The 19,433-nt window shown below is 56.2% G+C and carries 16 protein-coding genes and 4 tRNA genes; 14 read left to right on the top strand and 6 right to left on the bottom strand.

Translation table 11 applies throughout. The features are described from left to right. The first annotated feature begins 132 nt into the window (after nt 1–132). Nucleotides 133–1,341, top strand: coding sequence for an ABC transporter substrate-binding protein (locus HZS81_RS03115; protein WP_179929108.1), 1,209 nt, complete (start codon nt 133–135; stop codon nt 1,339–1,341). Nucleotides 1,342–1,487: 146 nt separating this feature from the next. Here the strand turns inward: HZS81_RS03115 and HZS81_RS03120 are convergent, their stop codons facing one another. From HZS81_RS03120 to typA, 6 genes are all read right to left on the bottom strand, one after another. Then, the gene (locus tag HZS81_RS03120) at nt 1,488–2,795 is read right to left on the bottom strand and encodes a branched-chain amino acid ABC transporter permease (protein WP_179929109.1); all 1,308 of its coding nucleotides are present in this window, start codon (nt 2,793–2,795) and stop codon (nt 1,488–1,490) included. Next, entirely contained in the window at nt 2,795–3,799 is a 1,005-nt protein-coding gene (locus HZS81_RS03125) for an ABC transporter permease subunit (RefSeq protein WP_179929110.1), read from the bottom strand. Before HZS81_RS03125 ends, HZS81_RS03120 begins: the two co-directional genes overlap by 1 nt. A 16-nt stretch (nt 3,800–3,815) precedes the next feature. Next, nucleotides 3,816–4,520 (bottom strand): ABC transporter ATP-binding protein, encoded by a 705-nt coding sequence (locus HZS81_RS03130; protein ID WP_179929111.1) that lies wholly within the window; start codon nt 4,518–4,520, stop codon nt 3,816–3,818. A 44-nt stretch (nt 4,521–4,564) separates the two neighbouring features. Next, a complete protein-coding gene (locus HZS81_RS03135; RefSeq protein WP_179929112.1) occupies nt 4,565–5,335 on the bottom strand; it encodes an ABC transporter ATP-binding protein in 771 nt (256 codons plus the stop codon). Between the two features lie 28 nt (nt 5,336–5,363). Continuing rightward, complete coding sequence (locus HZS81_RS03140) at nt 5,364–6,806, bottom strand: sodium-dependent transporter (RefSeq protein WP_179929113.1); 1,443 nt, start codon at nt 6,804–6,806, stop codon at nt 5,364–5,366. A gap of 283 nt (nt 6,807–7,089) precedes the next feature. Next, entirely contained in the window at nt 7,090–8,916 is a 1,827-nt protein-coding gene (gene typA, locus HZS81_RS03145) for a translational GTPase TypA (RefSeq protein WP_179929114.1), read from the bottom strand. Between the two features lie 144 nt (nt 8,917–9,060). On the opposite strand from typA, the gene HZS81_RS03150 reads away from it, so the two are divergent. The 13 genes from HZS81_RS03150 (at nt 9,061) to rpoB (ending at nt 19,426) form a co-directional block, all read left to right on the top strand. Then, a complete protein-coding gene (locus HZS81_RS03150) occupies nt 9,061–10,047 on the top strand; it encodes a biotin--[acetyl-CoA-carboxylase] ligase (protein WP_179929115.1) in 987 nt (328 codons plus the stop codon). Beyond that, nucleotides 10,044–10,883: a type III pantothenate kinase gene (locus HZS81_RS03155; protein ID WP_179929116.1), complete on the top strand. Its 840-nt coding sequence runs from the start codon at nt 10,044–10,046 to the stop codon at nt 10,881–10,883. Before HZS81_RS03150 ends, HZS81_RS03155 begins: the two co-directional genes overlap by 4 nt. Before the next feature lie 132 nt (nt 10,884–11,015). Then, nucleotides 11,016–11,099: transfer RNA gene (locus tag HZS81_RS03160), tRNA-Tyr, on the top strand. An 89-nt stretch (nt 11,100–11,188) separates the two neighbouring features. After that, nucleotides 11,189–11,262 (top strand) — tRNA-Gly (locus HZS81_RS03165). Between the two features lie 62 nt (nt 11,263–11,324). Continuing rightward, a tRNA-Thr gene (locus HZS81_RS03170) sits at nt 11,325–11,399 on the top strand. Between the two features lie 173 nt (nt 11,400–11,572). After that, nucleotides 11,573–11,648: transfer RNA gene (locus HZS81_RS03175), tRNA-Trp, on the top strand. 70 nt (nt 11,649–11,718) lie between these two features. Beyond that, nucleotides 11,719–12,102, top strand: a complete 384-nt coding sequence (secE, locus tag HZS81_RS03180; RefSeq protein ID WP_179929117.1) for a preprotein translocase subunit SecE — start codon at nt 11,719–11,721, stop codon at nt 12,100–12,102. A gap of 8 nt (nt 12,103–12,110) precedes the next feature. Beyond that, nucleotides 12,111–12,644 carry a transcription termination/antitermination protein NusG gene (nusG, locus tag HZS81_RS03185; RefSeq protein ID WP_179929118.1) on the top strand — a complete coding sequence of 178 codons (534 nt, stop codon included), beginning with the start codon at nt 12,111–12,113 and terminating at the stop codon, nt 12,642–12,644. Nucleotides 12,645–12,745: 101 nt separating this feature from the next. Then, nucleotides 12,746–13,177 carry a 50S ribosomal protein L11 gene (rplK, locus tag HZS81_RS03190; protein ID WP_179929119.1) on the top strand — a complete coding sequence of 144 codons (432 nt, stop codon included), beginning with the start codon at nt 12,746–12,748 and terminating at the stop codon, nt 13,175–13,177. Nucleotides 13,178–13,179: 2 nt separating this feature from the next. After that, entirely contained in the window at nt 13,180–13,872 is a 693-nt protein-coding gene (gene rplA / locus HZS81_RS03195) for a 50S ribosomal protein L1 (protein WP_179929120.1), read from the top strand. Nucleotides 13,873–14,171: 299 nt separating this feature from the next. Then, the gene (gene rplJ / locus HZS81_RS03200) at nt 14,172–14,675 is read left to right on the top strand and encodes a 50S ribosomal protein L10 (RefSeq protein ID WP_179929121.1); all 504 of its coding nucleotides are present in this window, start codon (nt 14,172–14,174) and stop codon (nt 14,673–14,675) included. A 97-nt stretch (nt 14,676–14,772) separates the two neighbouring features. Continuing rightward, nucleotides 14,773–15,144 (top strand): 50S ribosomal protein L7/L12, encoded by a 372-nt coding sequence (gene rplL, locus HZS81_RS03205; RefSeq protein WP_179929122.1) that lies wholly within the window; start codon nt 14,773–14,775, stop codon nt 15,142–15,144. A 205-nt stretch (nt 15,145–15,349) separates the two neighbouring features. Next, nucleotides 15,350–19,426, top strand: coding sequence for a DNA-directed RNA polymerase subunit beta (gene rpoB / locus HZS81_RS03210; RefSeq protein WP_179929123.1), 4,077 nt, complete (start codon nt 15,350–15,352; stop codon nt 19,424–19,426). The last annotated feature ends 7 nt before the right edge of the window (nt 19,427–19,433 follow it).

Raw genomic sequence — 19,433 nt, forward strand, 5'->3', positions numbered from 1 at the left:
TGGCAGACGATAGCGTTAAAAGCGGTGATTTGTATTTTTGCCGGTTTGGTTCCAAATTGTAAGTGGGTCTTTTTATTATAAAGCCCTAATGCGGGACATTTAGGGGTCCATTTATCGGGAGTACCAAATAACATGATCAATAAACGCATACTCGCCAGCGCCGTGGCCGTGTCTTCGCTGGCCTTAGCGGGGGTGGCCAACGCTGAAGTGAAAGTGGGGTTTTTAGGGGGCTTCACCGGTGGGATTGAAAGCTTAACCCCGCCGATTTTCGATGGCGCGCGCTTGGCCGTGCAGCAAATCAACGCGCAAGGCGGCATTTTAGACGGGCAAGAACTGGTCATGCCGTCGGGGGATACGACCTGCTCTGACGCCTCGGCAGCCTCGAACGCCGCTGACCGTATGGTGAACACCGAGCAGGTGACGGCTATCGTGGGCGCGCTGTGTACCGGCGCCACGATTGCGGCGGCCAACAACGCCGCCATCCCTGGTGGCGTGCTGATGGTATCGCCCGCCTCGACGGCGCCAGCGGTCTCTGAGCTAGACGATAACGACCTTGTCTTTCGCACCGTACCCTCGGATGCGTTTCAGGGCGAAATGCTAGCGAAGCTTTTGTTGGATAAAGGCATCGATTTCGTCGCTGTCACCTACGTCAATAATGATTATGGCCGTGGTCTTTCCGAGGCGTTCGTTGACGCGTTTGAAGCCGGTGGTGGCACCGTGGCGGATAACCTCGGCCACGAAGATAATCGGGCTGACTACCGCGCGGAGCTCGGTTCCCTTTCGGCGACCGGTGCCGATACCTTAGTGGTGCTGGCGTATGCCGATACTTCTGGGCAAACGGTGATGCGCCAGGCTTATGAGAGTGGGATGTTCACTCAGTACGTCGGCGCAGACGGCATGGTAGGGGATAGCCTGGTCGACGCGATTGGTGCCGATGTACTCGACGGTATGATCGCAACGCGGCCGGGTAGCCCTGACCTGCCGGGCTCCGATATCTTCAACGCCGCCGCAGAAGACGCCGGTTTTGATCCTAGCGCGGTATTTGCCGCCCAGGCGTATGATGCGGCGTTTCTAGTGGCTCTGGCGATTGAACAAAACGGCAGCGCCGAGCGCGAAGGCCTGAGTGATGCCCTGCGGAGTGTAGCAACCGCCCCGGGTGAAGTGATCTTGCCCGGTGAGTGGGAAAAGGCCGTCGAGTTGATCGCTCAAGGCGCTGAGATCAACTACGAAGGCGCTTCGGGCACCCACGAGTTTGATGACAACGGCGATGTGCCAGGCGTTGTGGTGGAAATGACGGTGGAAGACGGCAGCTTTGTCAGCAAGGGCTTGGTCGATCTCTGATTACGGCCTGCGCCGTGGTTATTAACCGCGTTTAGCACACTAAAAACCGCTCCCACATGCCACTCCCACACACATGGCATGGGGAGCGGTTTTTTACGTGGCGTCATTGCCGATGGTGGCTGATAGCCAAGACGGTCACAAGTGGCTCAATCGTGGTGGCGTATCTTTTCCGGTAGCAGCCCTTTGGGCGCGAAGCGCAACACTGCGGTAATCAACACACCAATCACCAATACCCGTGCCTGCAAGGCTCGGCTATCCATATTGCTAGGGGCATCCCAGCCGAAGGCGCCTTCACCAAACGTGACGATCAGCTGCATCAACCAAAGCGCCATTGGCCCCGACATGATCCAGATGATGTACACAGCCACCGCGCCGAAAATTGTCCCCAGGTTGTTGCCCGGTCCGCCGAGGATCACCATGACCAGCACCAGGAAGGTGTGGTTGAGGGGCAGATAGCCGTTAGGGTCAAACAGGCTGTTGAACGATGTCAGCATGCCGCCGCCGAGGCCCATCAAAATACAGCCGAGGACGAAGATTTCCAAACGCCGCCGGTTGATATCCTTCCCCATGGCCGCTGCGGCGACTTCGTTATCGCGAATGGCGCGGATCATACGCCCCCATGGCGCGTGATAGGCGCGGTGGAGCAAAAAGAAGAGCACGGCAATCACCACCGCAGTCATCGACAAGTAAAGCGCACGCGCAAGCGTAAACCCAACCTCAGAGGGGCCGGGGGTTGGCCACGGCAGCGGTGATACGGTGGCGGTGCCGCGGGTCAACCAATCAGAGTTTTTCAAAAACGCTTTGATGATCTCAGCAATGCCCAAGGTGGCAATGGCGAGATAGTCGCTGCGAAGCCCCAAACAAATATGGCCGATGAAATAACCCACACCGCCGGCGAGCGCCCCACCGACGATCCAGCCGACCCATGCAGGTAAGCCAAAACCCCCGATAAAGCCAGCGCGTGACTCAATCTCGCCGGTGACCTCACGCAGCAGGCTAATCACGACGAGATAGAGGATCAGCCCCACCACCACAGCAATCACCGTGCGCAGCGTCTTTGGAACACCCAGGCGGTCTAACCGCGTGACGCCTATCACCACCAGCGTGGCGGCAATGGCGTAAAGCAGTACGCGTCCGAGCTCGCCGGGCAGCTCAGTTCCCCAGAAAGCATCGTTGATCGGCACGCTAAAGAGCATGGCGCAGAAACCGCCTAAGGCCACAAAGCCCATCACACCGGCGTTGAACTGCCCGCCATAGCCCCATTGAATGGTCAAGCCCAGGGCTAAAATGGCGTAGCAGGCCGCTTCGACCAGCATCCGCGTGCTGTAGGCCGCGCCCATGGCCGCATAGACCCCCAGAACGGCGAGCATCAGCGCGGCAAAAAGCAACACTTCGCGTAGCGGGAAACGCGAGGGAGCGGCGACCAGATCTTCTCGTTTAGGCTGTGTGCTCATCAGATCACCTTACCTTTGAACAACCCGGTGGGGCGCCATATCAAGATAGCGACAAGAATAAAAAATGGCACCACAATTTTGTACTCGGTGCTGACGAACGCGAGGTCGGTAGGCAGCTCAAGCCACGCAGGGAAGCTATCGCGGAAGGGGCGCAGGAGAATATTCCAATTGAATACCGCTAGTGATTCGGCAAAACCCACCACGAAACCGCCGGCAATGGCTCCATAAGGGTGGCCGACCCCGCCGACAATCGCTGCGGCGAAAATGGGCAGTAGCAGAAAGAAGCTCAAATCCGGTTTGAAGGTGACATCCAGCGACAGCAGCGTACCGGCAATGGCCGCGAGCCCCCCGGCAATAACCCAGGTAACGGCGACGATTAAATTGGTGTTGATGCCTGACGCTTGAGCGAGTTCGGGGTTATCCGACATGGCCCGCATGGCTTTGCCCAACCGCGAGCGGTTTAAGAATAGATGTAGGGCAATCACGGCCACCAGGGTAATAACGAATAGGTAGAGTTGCGGCTCGGTGATTACCACCGGCACACGCACATCTTCAAACGGCAGCGCCAGGCGAAATATCTCTTTGCGATCATCGACATACAGGCTTTGTCCGCCAGTGCCAGCGAACAGACGAATCAAGCCCTGCAGAATCAGCGTCACGCCAAGCGAGCCAATGACCATGACAATCGGTTTGACGCCATGGGCGCGCAGAGGCTTATAAAATACCTTATCGATACCGACGGCGAGGGCGGCGGTAAGCACCATTGCCAGCGGCAGCATGATAAGCGCAGTAGGTATGCCGATGCTGGCCCCGGCGGCAGGAAACGCCGTGGAGAGCAGCAGCACCATCAAAGCGCCGAATGTCATCACATCGGCATGCGCGAAGTGGGCGAATCGCATAATGCTGAAGATCAGCGTCACGCCCACCGCCCCGATGGCGTAGATGGAGCCGGACACGCTGCCAGCGACCACCACGTTATTAATAAAGAAAACCAGTTCGTTCACGCGTTTCTCCCTCGGGCTAGCCGCCCAAAAAGCTTTTCGCTACCTCAGGGTCGGCCAGCAAGGCTTCCCCGGTATCAGTAAAGCGGTTTTGACCGGCGGCGAGGACAAAGCCCTTATCGGCAATCGCCAGCGCCTGCTTGGCGTTTTGTTCGACCATCAAAATGCCCACCCCGGCAGCATTGATCTCTTTTACCCGGTCGAAAATGTCGTTCATGTAAAGCGGCGAAAGCCCGGCAGTCGGCTCGTCAAGCAGCAGAAGGCTTGGCTCGGCCATCAGCGCACGGCCCATGGCGACCATCTGACGCTGGCCACCGGAGAGCTCGCCGGCGGGCTGGCGGCGCTTCTCATAAAGCGGCGGGAAGAAGTCATACACTTGGGCGAGCATCCGCTTGACGTTGTGCGGCTTGAGAAACGCGCCCATTTCCAGGTTCTCCTGCACAGAGAGGCTGGGGAAGATGTTTTTCTCTTGAGGAATAAACCCCATGCCGCGCTGTACCAGTTTGTTAGGCGGAAGGTTATGAATTGGCTCGCCCAACAACAGGATCTCGCCCTGGTTGACGTGCAACTGGCCAAAAATGGCTTTCAGCATGGTCGACTTACCGGCGCCGTTGGGGCCAACGATCACCCCGACTTCATCGGCTTCCAGCGTCATGTTGACGCCGTTGAGAATGTTCATGCTGCCGTAACCGCCGTGCACGTCGCGTGCTTCAAGTAGTGGCATGGTCGTGGTGTCTCAAAGTGGTATCGCAGAATGGTTTTTTGGCGTTAGGCAGCGCTGCCGCCGAAGTACGCTTCTATCACCTCGGGATTATTCTGAACGTCATCAATGTGGCCCTCCATCATCACGCTACCTTGGGCCAGCACGATTACCGGGTCGCATAGCTGCGCGATCATGTCCATATCGTGCTCGATGACCAAAAAGGTATAGCCCATCTCCTGATTTAGGCGCTTGATATTGCCAATTAAGTCACCCAAAAGCGTGCGGTTAACGCCGGCGGCGATCTCGTCGAGCAGCACAACCTTGGCATCGGTCATCATGGTGCGGCCAAGCTCAAGAAGCTTTTTCTGACCGCCGGATAGGTTACCGGCGAGCTCGTTGCGCACGTGATAGAGGCCGATGAAGTCGATGACCTCAAGCGCCCGGCGGCGCACCTCGGCATCGTGCGCCCGGACGCGCCCCGGCTTGAACCAGGTCGTAAATAAGGTCTCACCGGGCTGGTCGGGGGGCACCATCATCAGGTTTTCCAGTGCGCTCATGTGGCTGAACTCATGGGCAATCTGGAAGGTGCGCAACAGGCCCTTATGAAAACGCGCGTCAGGGCTGAGTGCAGTGATGTCTTCGCCTTCGAGCAAAACGCGGCCGCTATCGGGCATTAGCGCACCGGCAATTAGGTTGAACAGGGTCGACTTACCCGCGCCGTTTGGGCCAATCATGCCGGTGATGGAGCCTTTAGCGACCTGTATCGAGCAGTCATTGATCACCCGCAGGCCGCCAAACGCTTTGTTAACCTGTTGCACCTCGATAATGGGTGTCATGATGCGACCTCATTGGTATGGATGAGAATTATGGACGCGCGCTATTGGCCATAAAGGTGCGTCCGGCGGCAAAGGCACCCACGATAACGACAGCGCCAATCGCCGGGATCCAATAGCCTTCCACTTGCGGCAGGGTGCGCAGGAACACAAACGCCACGGCTGCCGGCGCGATAAAGCGCACGAGAAAACGCCAGACGCGGAACCAGGTATCGTGCCCGCCGAGTTCTTTGGCCACTTCGCTTTGTGTCAACGCCCAGCCGGCGAACAACGCAATCAATAACCCACCGAGCGGCATAAAGATATTGGTCAAAAGCTCAATAAACTCAAAGGCGCTGCGGCCAAAGAGCGCGTGGAAAATCGTGCCTTCCGCCCACACATTAAAGCTCACCACGGTAAGAAGCCCCAGCGTCCAGCTGGCAATGACCATGATGGTGACGGCCTGCGGGCGGGTGAGATCAAAGCGCTCGACCAGAAAAGCGGCCACCGGTTCAATCAACGAGATAGACGAGCTAAGGGCGGCACCCAGCACCAGGATAAAGAACACGCCGCCTACCAGGGCACCAAAAGGCATCTCGGCAAATGCCATGGGTAGGGTGACAAACATCAACCCCGGCCCTTGGCCGGTCTCAAGCCCCGCGCCAAAAACCAGCGCGAAAATGGCAAGCCCGGCCACCAAGGCAACGGCAGTATCCACGAACGCTACCGACAGGGCCGTGCGGGTGAGCGAGGCATCGCTCGACATGTAAGCGCCGTAGGCCATGATCGCGCCCATACCCAAGCTTAAGGTGAAGAAGGATTGCCCCATAGCCTGCAACCAGCCTTCTAGGCTCAAATCGGCAATATTGAAGGTAAACAAAAAGCGCGCTGCCGCGCCGATATCGCCATTGACAACGCTATAGCCCAGTACCACCAGCAAAATGACAAAAAGCGCCGGCATAATGATGCGCAGGCCCGCTTCAATGCCCTTGTGAATCCCCAAGCCGACAATGAGCGCGGACAGCGCGATAAACAGGGTGTGGTAGAGCGTCATCAGCCCGGGCGAGGCCAGCAGGTGACTAAACCCAGCATTGATGGTCTCGGCATCGGCGCCGGCGAGCGAGCCGCTGAGCATCTGCCAGGTATAGTGCAGTGACCAGCCGGCGACCACCGAGTAAAAGCTCAAAATAAGAAATGCCGAGGCGGCACCCAGCCAGCCAATGGTTTCCCACGCCCGCGACGTTTGGTGGGTTTTGGTCAGATGGCGCATGCCCATGATTGGGCTTTGACGGCTCGTGCGGCCGAGCATGATTTCCGCGATTAAAATAGGGATGCCCACGGCAAAAATCGTTAAGGCGTAAACCAGGATAAAGGCACCGCCGCCGTTTTCGCCGGTAAGGTAAGGGAAGCGCCAAAGGTTACCCAAGCCCACGGCAGAGCCAACCGCCGCGAGTAAAAATGTCCCCTTGTGTGTCCAGACGTTGTGACCGCTCATGTAAGGAGTATCCGTGTTGATTCGGTGTATGAGTGCTTGCCAAGCAGCGATTAAAACACCCGTATTGCACGCTACTTTGCGTGACTCGCGCGCGGCTTTCTAGCTGTTTTGCGTTTAGGCTGCGTTTAGAGGCAGGGCTTGGCAAATGGCTGCGGGAGTATCATCGGGAGAAAATTGCTGGCTCATAAAAAAAGCCCGCATTAAGCGGGCTTCTTGGCGACGTTTGCACCGGCGTCGACGACGCCGTTTATGCTGCGGTATTTACGCAGCGCTGCAAAAGCGCTTACTTTTTGTTGGAGCGTTTGCGTTCGTTTTCTTTGAGCAGCTTCTTGCGTAGACGAATATGGCTCGGCGTGACTTCGACTAACTCGTCGGAATCCAGGAACTCGATGGCCTGTTCCAGGGTGAAGTTAATCGGTGGCGTCAGCACGATGTTTTCATCGTTACCCGTCGAGCGCATGTTATCCAGCTTTTTACCCTTGGTCGGGTTAACCACCATGTCGTTGGCACGGTTGTTAATGCCGATCAGCATGCCTTCGTAGACCTCGGTAGCGTGATCGATGATCAGCTTGCCGCGTTCCTGAAGCGCAAAAAGGGCGTACGCCAGGGCCTTACCGTCGACCATCGACACCAAGACGCCGTTACGGCGCTCGATAGAGGCCTCTGGCTTCAGCGGGCCGTAGTGGTCAAAGCGGCTGGTCAAAATGCCGGTACCCGATGTCAAGGTGAGGAACTGGCCGCGGAAACCAATCAAGCCGCGCGCCGGGATGATGAAGTCCAAACGAACGCGGCCTTTGCCGTCCGGGTTCATGTTGGTCATCTCGCCCTTGCGATAGCCAAGCTCTTCCATGATGGCGCCTTGGTGCTGCTCCTCACAGTCGATAATGACTTCTTCGTAGGGTTCCTGCTTCTCGCCGTCGATTTCTCTAATGATCACTTCGGGGCGGCCCACGGCCAACTCAAAGCCTTCACGACGCATGGACTCGATTAAGACCGACAGATGCAGCTCGCCGCGTCCGGAAACGGTAAATTTCTCCGGCGTTTCGCCCTGCTCAACCCGCAATGCCACGTTGTGAATCAGCTCTTGTTCCAGACGGTCTCGAATGTTCCGGCTGGTAACGAACTTGCCTTCTTTACCGGCGAACGGCGAGTCGTTGACTTGGAACGTCATCGATACGGTGGGTTCGTCAACGGTCAGCGGCGGTAGGGCTTCAACCGCAGAGGGGTCGCAAAGCGTATCGGAAATCGCTAGGTCTTCGATGCCGGTGATGCAGATGATATCGCCCGCGGTGGCTTCGTCGGTTTGGACCCGATCTAAACCCATGTGGGTCATGACTTGGCCAATTTTGCCTTTGCGGGTATGACCTTCTTTGGACACCACAGCAATTTGCTGATTGGGTTTCACGCTGCCACGGGAAATGCGGCCTAGGCCGATAACGCCTACGTAGCTATTGTAGTCCAGCGCCGAGATTTGCATCTGGAAAGGACCGTCGCTCTCGACCTTGGGCGCGTTAACGATATCGACGATCGACTGAAACATGGGGGACATGTCGTCAGCCAGTTCGTCGGGATCGGGGCCGGCGATGCCGTTGAGCGCCGAACAATAAATGATCGGGAAATCGAGCTGCTCATCAGACGCGCCGAGGTTATCGAACAGGTCAAAAATTTGGTCGATAACCCAGTCAGGGCGTGCACCGGGGCGGTCGATTTTGTTGACCACCACAATCGGCTTCAAGCCGCGGTCGAAGGCTTTTTGCGTCACAAAGCGGGTCTGCGGCATTGGGCCGTCAACGGCGTCAACGAGCAATAATACCGAGTCCACCATGGACATCACGCGTTCAACTTCGCCGCCGAAATCGGCGTGTCCTGGCGTATCCACGATATTGATGTGGTAGTCAGTGCCTTTAGGGTCTTGCCACTTAATCGCCGTGTTTTTGGCCAGGATCGTGATGCCACGCTCTTTCTCCTGGTCGTTGGAGTCCATAATCCGCTCTTGGCCTTCGGCCTTACGGTCGAGTGTTCCAGACTGGCTTAACAATTTGTCGACCAAGGTGGTTTTACCATGGTCAACGTGGGCGATAATGGCAATGTTGCGAAGATTCTCGATCACGAAGCGATCCTGCTAAAAAAATAGGGCAACATTATAAGGGCTGGGGGCGGTCGACTGCCAGTGTTGTCTTGATTATGGTGCAGGTTTGTTTTCGCGCCGTGAATGCTTCCGGTAAGATGTGGCTTTTCCCAGGTGGGGCAGACTATGACCATCGGCAATCTGATGCGTTTATTAAGCGATGGCGATGTCCACTCCGGCGAACAGTTAGGTGGGGCGCTGGGTATCTCTCGCGCGGCCGTATGGAAGCAGCTGAAAAGACTAGAGGCGCTAGGCGTTGAGGTGGAAGCGGTCAAAGGTCGCGGCTACCGTCTGTCACAGCGGTTAGAGCCGCTAGACGGCGCGAGCGTGGTGGCGCATCTGCCGGCAAGTGCTCGGCATCATTTATCACGGCTGTTCGTCGAAGATCAGCTGCCCTCAAGCAATGCGTATCTGCGCGAGCGCTTTCAGCAAGGCGCCGGTCACGGTGAAGTGTGTTTGGTAGAGCTGCAAACGGCAGGCCGCGGACGTCGTGGGCGCGCCTGGACGACCCCTTGGGGGCAAAGCCTGATGCTTTCCGTCGGGTGGCGCTTTGAAAGTGGCGTGGTTGCGCTTGAAGGGTTAAGCCTTGCCGTTGGGGTGGTCGTGGCGCAAGTGTTAGAGCGGCACGGGGCAGCGCCAGCACTCAAATGGCCCAACGATGTACTGCTTAAAAATCGCGACGATGAGGTGGCGAAGCTAGCCGGTATTTTAGTGGAAGTCACCGGTGATGCGGCTGGTCCCTGTGAGGTGGTGATCGGTATCGGCATGAATCTTTGGCTGCCTGACGCGCTACGCGAAGCGATTGATCAGCCGGTCGCCGCTTTAGCGGACACCTGCCCGCATATTTCGCGTAACCAGTTGGCGGCCGATATGGTGGCGGGGCTTTTGGATATGCTCGCGACATTTGAGGCGCGCGGGTTTGGCGCTTGGCAGGCGGCATGGAACCAGCGTCACGCCTTTGCTGATCAGCCTATCTATGTGCTTCAGGGCGAGAAAAAGCATGAGGCGACGGCCGGTGAAGTAGATGCTAGCGGCAATCTCTGGATAACAGAAGCAACAGGACAGTCTCGGCGTCTTGTCGGTGGTGAGATCAGCATACGCAGGCGCTTATGATTCTGGATCTGGATATTGGTAACACGTTGTCTAAATGGCGTCTCAAAGAGACGCAAAGTAGTGAGATTCGCTCACGCGGGGCTGTGTGGACGCGTGAAGAGTGGCGCCCTGGGGCGGATATTCCCGACCTGGATGTGGTGGAGTCGGTACGTATTTCCAGCGTCGCGCGGGCAGCGGTGCTCGATGAAACGGTCAACCTATTGCGTCACCGAGTGCCTCATGTCTACGTGGCGCGTTCAACGCGGGAAGCGCTCGGCGTAGTTAATGGCTATGACGAGCCAGGGCGCCTGGGAGTTGATCGCTGGATGGGGGCGCTGGCTGGATATCAATTAGTCGGCGGTTGCTGTGCGGTGGATTGCGGTAGCGCGATCACTGTGGATTTTGTCCTTCCCGGCGGCAGTCACCTGGGCGGCTATATTATCCCCGGCTTGCGTTTGATGAAGGAGAGCCTAAAGCTAGGTACTCGCAACGTGGCCATCGACCCTGAAAGCGAGGCCGAAGAGCTTTTAGAGCCGGGGAGGCGGACCGTCGAGGCGGTGAATCACGGCATTTACATGGCGGCAGTGAGCGCCATCAATCGTATCTACAGTGAGGTGTGCGACCAACAAGGCGTGGCGCTACCCATGCTGCTAACCGGTGGCGATGCGCGAGTCGTATCCCGAGGCGTGCAGGTGCCGCACGCGGTATGGCCGGATATGGTCTATGGTGGGCTGGAGGCGTGCTTTCCATTAACGCTTGCCGAGCGTGCCGGGAAAATGTCGGGTGCGCCAAATGTGCCCGAACCGGTATCGCTAGAAAAAATACGGGCAGGGCTTGCATTCTCTATGCTGCTTTGACAGAATGCAGCGCGTTCCAAGGCGGAAGCGCAGGTGCGTCCTGTATAGCAAGTTGATGATTTAATTGCTTAATGTAAATTCAATCTTCGCTTGACACTGCTTTGGAGGCTGGCATAATGTGCCGCCACAGACGGAGGGGTTCCCGAGTGGCCAAAGGGAGCAGACTGTAAATCTGCCGCGAAAGCTTCGAAGGTTCGAATCCTTCCCCCTCCACCAGATTTATTGATTAGCAGCCGTAAGTTGCTGAGCGGGTAACGGGTCTGGTTTTGAAAAGCTCTGCGGGCATATTTTGCGGCCATGGTTCAGCGGGCATAGTTCAATGGTAGAACCTCAGCCTTCCAAGCTGATGATGCGGGTTCGATCCCCGCTGCCCGCTCCAAATAAGTTTATGTGCAGTTTTGTGTGGTGGGTGGTTTGTATGACAAGGCTGTACAGCAAGTTGCTCATGTAGCTCAGGGGTAGAGCACACCCTTGGTAAGGGTGAGGTCGACGGTTCAAATCCGTCCATGAGCTCCACATTGCGATAAAGGCGAGCGAAGCTCGCTTTTTTTGTCTCTGCTTTTAGGTAAAGTGGTTTAATGTCTAAAAGTAGGAAAAGGGTTGTCAAGTAGAGGTGTTTTCGCTACTATGGCGCCCGCTGTTGCGTAGAGCCAAGCAAATTAATGCTAAAGGCAGCGTAAACACGATACAGGCCAGTAGCTCAATTGGCAGAGCAGCGGTCTCCAAAACCGCAGGTTGGGGGTTCGATTCCCTCCTGGCCTGCCAACCTTCCCCAGGTTGGTGTGCCCTCTAAGAATTCCTTTATCGTTCGCTGCACCCTGAGGAGTCTCGTTTTATGAAGCCTAGTCCTGTAAAGCATGGCGCTGAAGTACAACAGTCGCGCCATGACGGGCTCAAGTGGGCAGCGGTCGTAGCGCTATTGGTTGTTGCTGTTGTTGGTAACACCTATTTTGCCGATTTGGCTCTTTTGTATCGCGTATTAGGCGTGGTTGTGCTGTGTATCGTTGCCGGCGCGATTGCGTTGGTCACCACGAAAGGGCGTAATCTGGTTATCTTGGCGCAAGAAGCTAAGAAAGAGATTCAGCGTGTCGTCTGGCCGACTCGTCCCGAGACAGTGCAGACCACGGCGATTGTGCTGGCGGCTGTTTTTATTGTTGGTTTGGCGTTGTGGTTGATTGACACGCTTCTCAGCTGGGCGATGTCCGGCGTCATTGGTTAGGAGTTTTCATGTCCAAGCGTTGGTACGTCGTACACGCCTACTCCGGTTTTGAAAAGCATGTCATGCGCTCGTTGCTTGAGCGCGTGAAGCTTTATGGTAAAGAAGATCGCTTTGGCGAAATTCTTGTGCCGACCGAAGAAGTGGTTGAAATGCGTGACGGCAAGCGCCGCAAGAGTGAGCGCAAGTTCTATCCTGGCTACGTGTTGGTCGAGATGGAAATGGCCGACGATACATGGCACTTGGTCAATGAAACGCCGCGTGTCATGGGTTTTATCGGCGGTACTAAAGAGAAGCCTGCGCCGATCACTACCCGCGAGGCAGAAGCTATTCTGCGCCGGGTGAAAGATGGCACCGATAAGCCGCGACCCAAGACCGTTTTCGAGCCGGGTCAGTCCGTTCGAGTGGTCGATGGTCCGTTCGCCGACTTTAACGGTGTCGTTGAAGAAGTTAACTATGAGAAGAGTCGCCTTCAGGTGAGCGTGCTGATCTTTGGTCGCGCAACGCCTGTCGAGCTTGAGTTTGCTCAGGTTGAGAAAGAATAGTCGTTAAAAAGTAGTCATTAATCGTATTTCGCGAGTCGGTTATATGCCGGCTGGTTGTCACCGGGGAGCCGTAAGGCGTTACCACCCAATTGGAGTAAAACATGGCCAAGAAAGTACAGGCTTACATCAAGCTGCAGGTTGCTGCAGGTAAAGCCAATCCAAGTCCGCCCGTTGGCCCTGCGCTGGGTCAGCACGGCGTGAACATCATGGAATTCTGTAAGACGTTTAACGCTGAGACTCAAGATATTGAGCCTGGCCTGCCGACGCCGGTTGTGATTACCGTTTATTCGGATCGCAGCTTCACCTTCGTCACCAAGACGCCGCCAGCGGCCGTGCTGCTGAAGAAAGCAGCGGGCATCAAGTCCGGTTCTGGTGAGCCGAACAAGAAGAAGGTCGGTACGGTAACTCGTGAACAGCTCGAAGAGATCGCCCAGACTAAAGAGCCGGATCTAACGGCTGCTGATCTCGATGCCGCTGTGCGTACCATTGCCGGTAGCGCTCGTAGCATGGGCTTAAACGTGGAGGGTCTCTGATTATGGCTAAACTGTCTAAACGCGCTCAGCAAATTCGCGCAAAAATCGACCCGAACAAAGCCTACACGGTAGAAGATGCCGTGGCGCTGCTGTCCGAGCTGTCAACGGTTAAGTTTAAAGAGTCTGTTGATGTGTCGATCAACCTGGGTGTTGATCCGCGTAAATCTGACCAAGTTGTACGTGGCGCTACCGTAATGCCGAATGGCACCGGTAAAGACGTTCGTGTAGCGGTTTTTACCCAGGGCGCAAATGCCGATGCGGCGAAAGAAGCCGGTGCTGATATCGTCGGCATGGAAGATTTGGCTGAGCAGGTTAAGAAAGGCGTGATGGATTTTGACGTCGTCGTTGCCTCGCCTGATGCCATGCGTGTCGTGGGTCAGCTGGGTCAGATTCTGGGTCCGCGCGGCCTGATGCCGAACCCGAAAGTGGGTACCGTCACGGCAGACGTGGCGACCGCCGTGAAAAACGCCAAAGCCGGTCAGGTGCGTTTCCGCACAGACAAAAACGGCATTATCCATACTACTGTGGGTAAGGTGGATTTCGATGCCGACGCTATTAGAGGTAACCTTGATGCGCTCGTTGCTGACCTGAAAAGGCTCAAGCCAAGCACTTCAAAAGGTATCTACTTTAAGAAAATGACACTGTCCACCACGATGGGGCCAGGTCTGACTGTCGATCATACTGCCTATATTTAAGGCGTGATCGAAAAGAGGCGCAACTTCTTTGCGAGTGCGCCTATACAGAGCAAGAACTTTGCGGTCCCCGCGCAGATGAGACATCAGGGCGGGGCGCCGTCAAAGACCGCAGGTGCCGAGCCCATAAGCCCGGCTTAATGAATAAAACGCCTGCGCAGATGGTGTCGCCGCCAGTTGGTTGAATGTCTAGCTTTCTGGTGAGCACCATCCCCTAGGCTTCTTGGCAGCAGTTATCGGCCAAGAAGAGATGGTAACCACCGGGACCTGACTTTAGGTTTCGGCACGAAGGAGTGATCACTGTGCCACTAGCACTTGAAGGCAAGAAAGCGATTGTTGCCCAGGTCAGTGAAGCGGCTAAAGACGCTCTCTCCGTCGTAGTTGCCGATTCTCGCGGTGTGGCGGTCAGCAAAATGACCGATCTGCGTAAGCAGGCACGTGAGAATGGTGTAGAGTTGCGTGTTGTTCGTAACACGTTGGCTCGCCGCGCTTTGGAGGGCACGAAGTGGGAGTGCCTGAACGAAAGCTTTGTTGGTCCTACTCTGCTGGCCTTCTCTAACGAAAACCCGGGCGCTGCCGCGCGGTTGTTCAAAGAGTTCGCAAAGCAAGATCAGAACTTCGAAGTAAAAGCGCTGGCCTACGAAGGTGAGCTGATTCCGGCTGCTGACATCGACCGTCTGGCAACGCTGCCGACTTACGACGAGGCAATTGCCAAGCTGATGTCGGTCATGAAAGAAGCCTCTGCTGGCAAGCTGGTTCGTACTCTGGCCGCACTGCGCGACCAGAAGCAAGACGAAGCGGCATAAGCCTCTTCACTTGTTGGCAGCGTGAAGCTGCCTAATACGAGCAATGAATCCTGAGTCCTCGGGCGACCGAGACTCCCGCAAAGTTAGGAATGAAACAATGGCACTGACCAAAGACGATATTATCAACGCCGTCTCCGACATGACCGTGATGGAAGTTGTCGAGCTGATCGAAGCGATGGAAGAAAAATTCGGTGTTTCTGCCGCCGCAGCCGTTGTGGCTGGCCCAGGTGGTGGTGAAGCTGCTGTTGAAGAAGAGCAGACTGAATTTGACCTGGTGCTCACAGGCGCTGGTGACAAGAAAGTTAACGTCATCAAAGCCGTTCGTGAAATTACCGGCCTTGGCCTGAAGGAAGCGAAGGGTGCTGTTGACGGCGCTCCGGCGACCATCAAAGAAGCAATGTCCAAGGAAGACGCTGAAGCAGCGAAGACAAAATTGGAAGAAGCAGGCGCAAGCGTCGAGCTCAAGTAATTCTTGTGCCGATGGCTTTACGCGCTGCGTAAGCTTCCACGGCTGGCGGCGGGCAATTCCCGCTGCCGGCCTTTTTCTGTTGAAACAGATCAAAGAATTTTGACGGCGAGCTGCCCATTCAGGAGCTTGCTGTCTGCGTCTGACACGCCCGCGGGGAAGATGACCATACATCGGTCACCCATGGTGAACAAGCTGGGGAAAACAGATGGCTTACTCATACACTGAGAAAAAACGCATCCGCAAGGATTTCGGCAAACTGCCCCAAGTGATGGATGTGCCTTACTTGCTGGCCATCCAGCTTGATTCCTATTACGACTTTCTCCAGCAAGACCGTTCGCCCGATGAGCGCCACGAAATTGGCCTACACGCGGCGTTCAAGTCAGTGTTCCCGATTGAGAGCTTCTCCGGTAACGCGGCGCTGGAATATGTTAGTTATCGTTTTGGCACACCTGCGTTTGATGTGAAGGAGTGTCAGCTTCGCGGCGTGACCTACTCTGCACCGCTGCGCGTTAAGGTGCGTTTGATTATTTATGATCGCGATTCGTCGAATAAAGCGATCAAAGATATCAAAGAGCAAGAAGTCTACATGGGGGAGATTCCCCTGATGACGGAGAACGGTACCTTTGTGATTAACGGTACCGAACGCGTTATCGTGTCGCAGCTGCACCGCTCGCCGGGCGTGTTCTTCGACCACGATAAGGGCAAGAGCCACTCTTCTGGCAAGCTGCTCTACTCGGCACGCGTCATTCCTTATCGCGGCTCCTGGCTCGATTTCGAGTTTGATCCCAAAGACAACGTCTTTGTGCGTATTGATCGCCGCCGTAAATTGCCGGCATCGGTATTGATGCGTGCTCTGGGCATGAGCACCGAAGAGATCCTCGACGAGTTCTTCGAAACTAGCGTGTTCCACATTGAGAAGTCTGGCTTCTCTGTGGAGCTCGTGCCTTCGCGCCTGCGCGGTGAAACCGCTACGTTCGATATCAAGGACGGCGACGGTAACGTCATTGCGGAAGAAGGTCGACGCATCACCCAGAAGCATATTCGTCAGCTGGAAAAAGCCGGCCTTGAGCGTCTGGATGTGCCGATGGAATACCTTTTCGGCAAAACGCTAGCCAAAGATCAGGTGGATACCAAAACCGGCGAGCTAATCGTCCCGTGTAACACGGAGATCACTCCGGAAGTGTTAGAGCACATGGCGCAGGGCGGCATCCAGCGCGTTGAAACGCTCTACACCAACGATCTCGACTGCGGTTCGTTTATCTCCGACACCTTGAAGCTCGATACCACGGGTTCGCCGCTTGAAGCGTTGGTCGAGATTTACCGCATGATGCGCCCCGGTGAGCCGCCGACCAAAGAAGCCGCCGAGACGCTGTTCCACAACCTGTTTTTCACCGAAGACCGCTACGACTTATCCAACGTCGGCCGGATGAAGTTCAACCGCCGCTTGCGCCATGAGTCGGATACCGGTTCTGGGGTGTTGGACAAGAAAGACATCCTCGATGTGCTGCGCGAGCTAATCAATATCCGTAACGGTTTCGGTGATGTCGACGATATCGACCACCTGGGTAACCGTCGTATTCGCTGTGTCGGTGAAATGGCGGAAAACCAGTTCCGCGTCGGTCTTGTGCGCGTTGAGCGCGCGGTGAAAGAACGTCTGTCCATGGCCGAAAGCGAAGGCTTGATGCCGCAGGATTTGATCAACGCCAAGCCGGTCGCGGCAGCGGTGAAAGAATTCTTTGGTTCCAGCCAGCTGTCCCAGTTCATGGACCAGAACAACCCGCTGTCTGAGGTCACGCACAAGCGCCGTGTCTCAGCACTCGGTCCGGGTGGTTTGACCCGTGAGCGTGCAGGCTTTGAAGTGCGCGACGTACACGCGACGCACTACGGCCGTCTGTGCCCGATCGAAACGCCGGAAGGCCCGAACATCGGCCTGATCAATTCGCTTGCGACCTACAGCCATACCAACAGCTACGGTTTCCTGGAAACGCCGTACCGTAAGGTCAATGCCGGTCAGGTGACTGACGATATCGTGCACTTGTCGGCGATTGAAGAAGGTGACTTTGTTATCGCTCAGGCGTCGGCCGCGGTTGATGAGTCCAACAAGCTAAGCGATGATCTGGTACAGGTGCGCCACCGTGGTGAAACCACGTTTATGCGCCCTGAGCAAGTGACGCTGATGGACGTGTCGCCGCGCCAGGTAGTGTCAGTGGCGGCCGCGCTGATTCCGTTCTTGGAGCACGATGACGCCAACCGTGCCCTGATGGGGGCTAACATGCAGCGCCAGGCGGTGCCGACGCTGCGTGCGGACAAGCCGCTGGTAGGGACGGGCATGGAGCGCTTCGTGGCACGTGACTCCGGTGTTTGCGCCGTGGCGAATCGCGGTGGTGTGATCGACTCGGTCGATGCGCGTCGTGTCGTGGTCCGGGTCAATGAAGATGAAATCATCGGCGGTGAAGCCGGGGTGGATATCTACAACCTGACCAAGTACACCCGCTCGAACCAAAACACCTGCATGAATCAGCGTCCGATTGTGCGGCCTGGCGATAACGTGGCGCGTGGCGATATTCTCGCTGACGGCCCGTCGGTGGATATGGGTGATCTGGCCCTGGGTCAGAACATGCGCATCGCGTTTATGCCCTGGAACGGCTACAACTTTGAGGACTCGATTCTGCTCTCGGAGCGTGTCGCGCAAGAAGACCGTTTCACCACGATCCATATCCAGGAACTGACCTGTGTGTCTCGCGACACCAAGCTTGGTTCGGAAGAGATTACCTCGGATATCCCCAACGTGGGTGAGTCCGCACTGGGCAAACTGGACGAGGCCGGCGTGGTCTACATTGGTGCCGAAGTCGGTCCAGGCGATATTCTGGTGGGCAAGGTAACGCCGAAGGGTGAAACCCAGCTAACGCCGGAAGAGAAGCTGTTGCGTGCCATTTTTGGTGAGAAAGCGTCGGACGTGAAAGATACCTCCCTGCGTGCCCCTACCGGCATGAAAGGAACGGTCATCGACGTTCAGGTCTTTACCCGTGACGGTGTCGAAAAAGATTCGCGCGCGCTTGCTATCGAGCAAATGCAGCTTGATGAGGTGCGTAAAGACCTGCAAGAAACCTACCGTATCGCTGAGGAAGCCACCTTTGAGCGCCTTAAGCGCACGCTAGATGGCCAGGTTGTGAACGGTGGGCCGAAGCTTAAAAAAGGTGACGCTCTCGACGAAGAGTACCTGGACGAGTTACCGCGTCAGCAGTGGTTCAAACTGCGCATGCAGGATGAAACTTACAATGAGCTACTGGCTCAGGCAGATGAGCAGCTGGAAAATCGCCGTAAAGAGATGGACGAGCGCTTTGAAGATAAGAAGCGCAAGCTGACCCAGGGCGATGACCTCGCGCCGGGCGTGCTCAAAATCGTCAAGATCTACATGGCGGTTAAGCGTCGTATCCAGCCGGGCGACAAGATGGCCGGGCGTCACGGTAACAAGGGTGTTATCTCGGCGATTATGCCGGTGGAAGATATGCCGTTCGACGAGCAAGGCGAGTCGGTTGATGTTGTTCTCAACCCGCTGGGCGTACCGTCGCGTATGAACGTCGGTCAGGTTCTGGAAACCCACCTGGGAATGGCAGCACGCGGGTTAGGCTTCAAGATAAATGCCATGCTGCGCGATGCTCGCGAACAGCAAGTGGCGGAAATCCGCGACTTCCTCGGCGAAATTTACAACACACCAGGCACTCGCGTAGAGGACATTAGTTCGCTGTCAGATGACGAAGTTATCGCGCTGGCAAAAAACCTGAAAGGCGGTGTGCCGATGGCGACGCCGGTGTTTGACGGTGCTCAAGAGCATGAAATTAAGCACTTGTTGCGCTTGGCGGATATACCGGACTCCGGCCAAATGACGCTTTACGACGGTCGTAGCGGCGATGCTTTTGATCGCCCGGTCACCGTTGGCTATATGTACATGCTGAAGTTGAACCACTTGGTAGACGATAAGATGCACGCGCGTTCTACCGGCTCTTACTCGCTGGTTACCCAGCAGCCGCTGGGCGGTAAGGCGCAGTTCGGTGGTCAGCGTTTCGGTGAGATGGAAGTGTGGGCGCTAGAAGCCTATGGTGCCGCGTACACGCTACAAGAGATGCTTACCGTCAAGTCGGACGACGTTGAAGGCCGCACCAAGATGTACAAGAGCATCGTGGATGGCGACCACACCATGCAGGCAGGCATGCCGGAATCCTTCAACGTACTCGTGAAGGAAATCCGCTCGCTGGGCATCGATATCGAGTTAGAGAGCTAGGAGCCGT

Source organism: Vreelandella salicampi (assembly GCF_013415105.1).
GTDB classification, from domain to species: domain Bacteria; phylum Pseudomonadota; class Gammaproteobacteria; order Pseudomonadales; family Halomonadaceae; genus Vreelandella; species Vreelandella salicampi.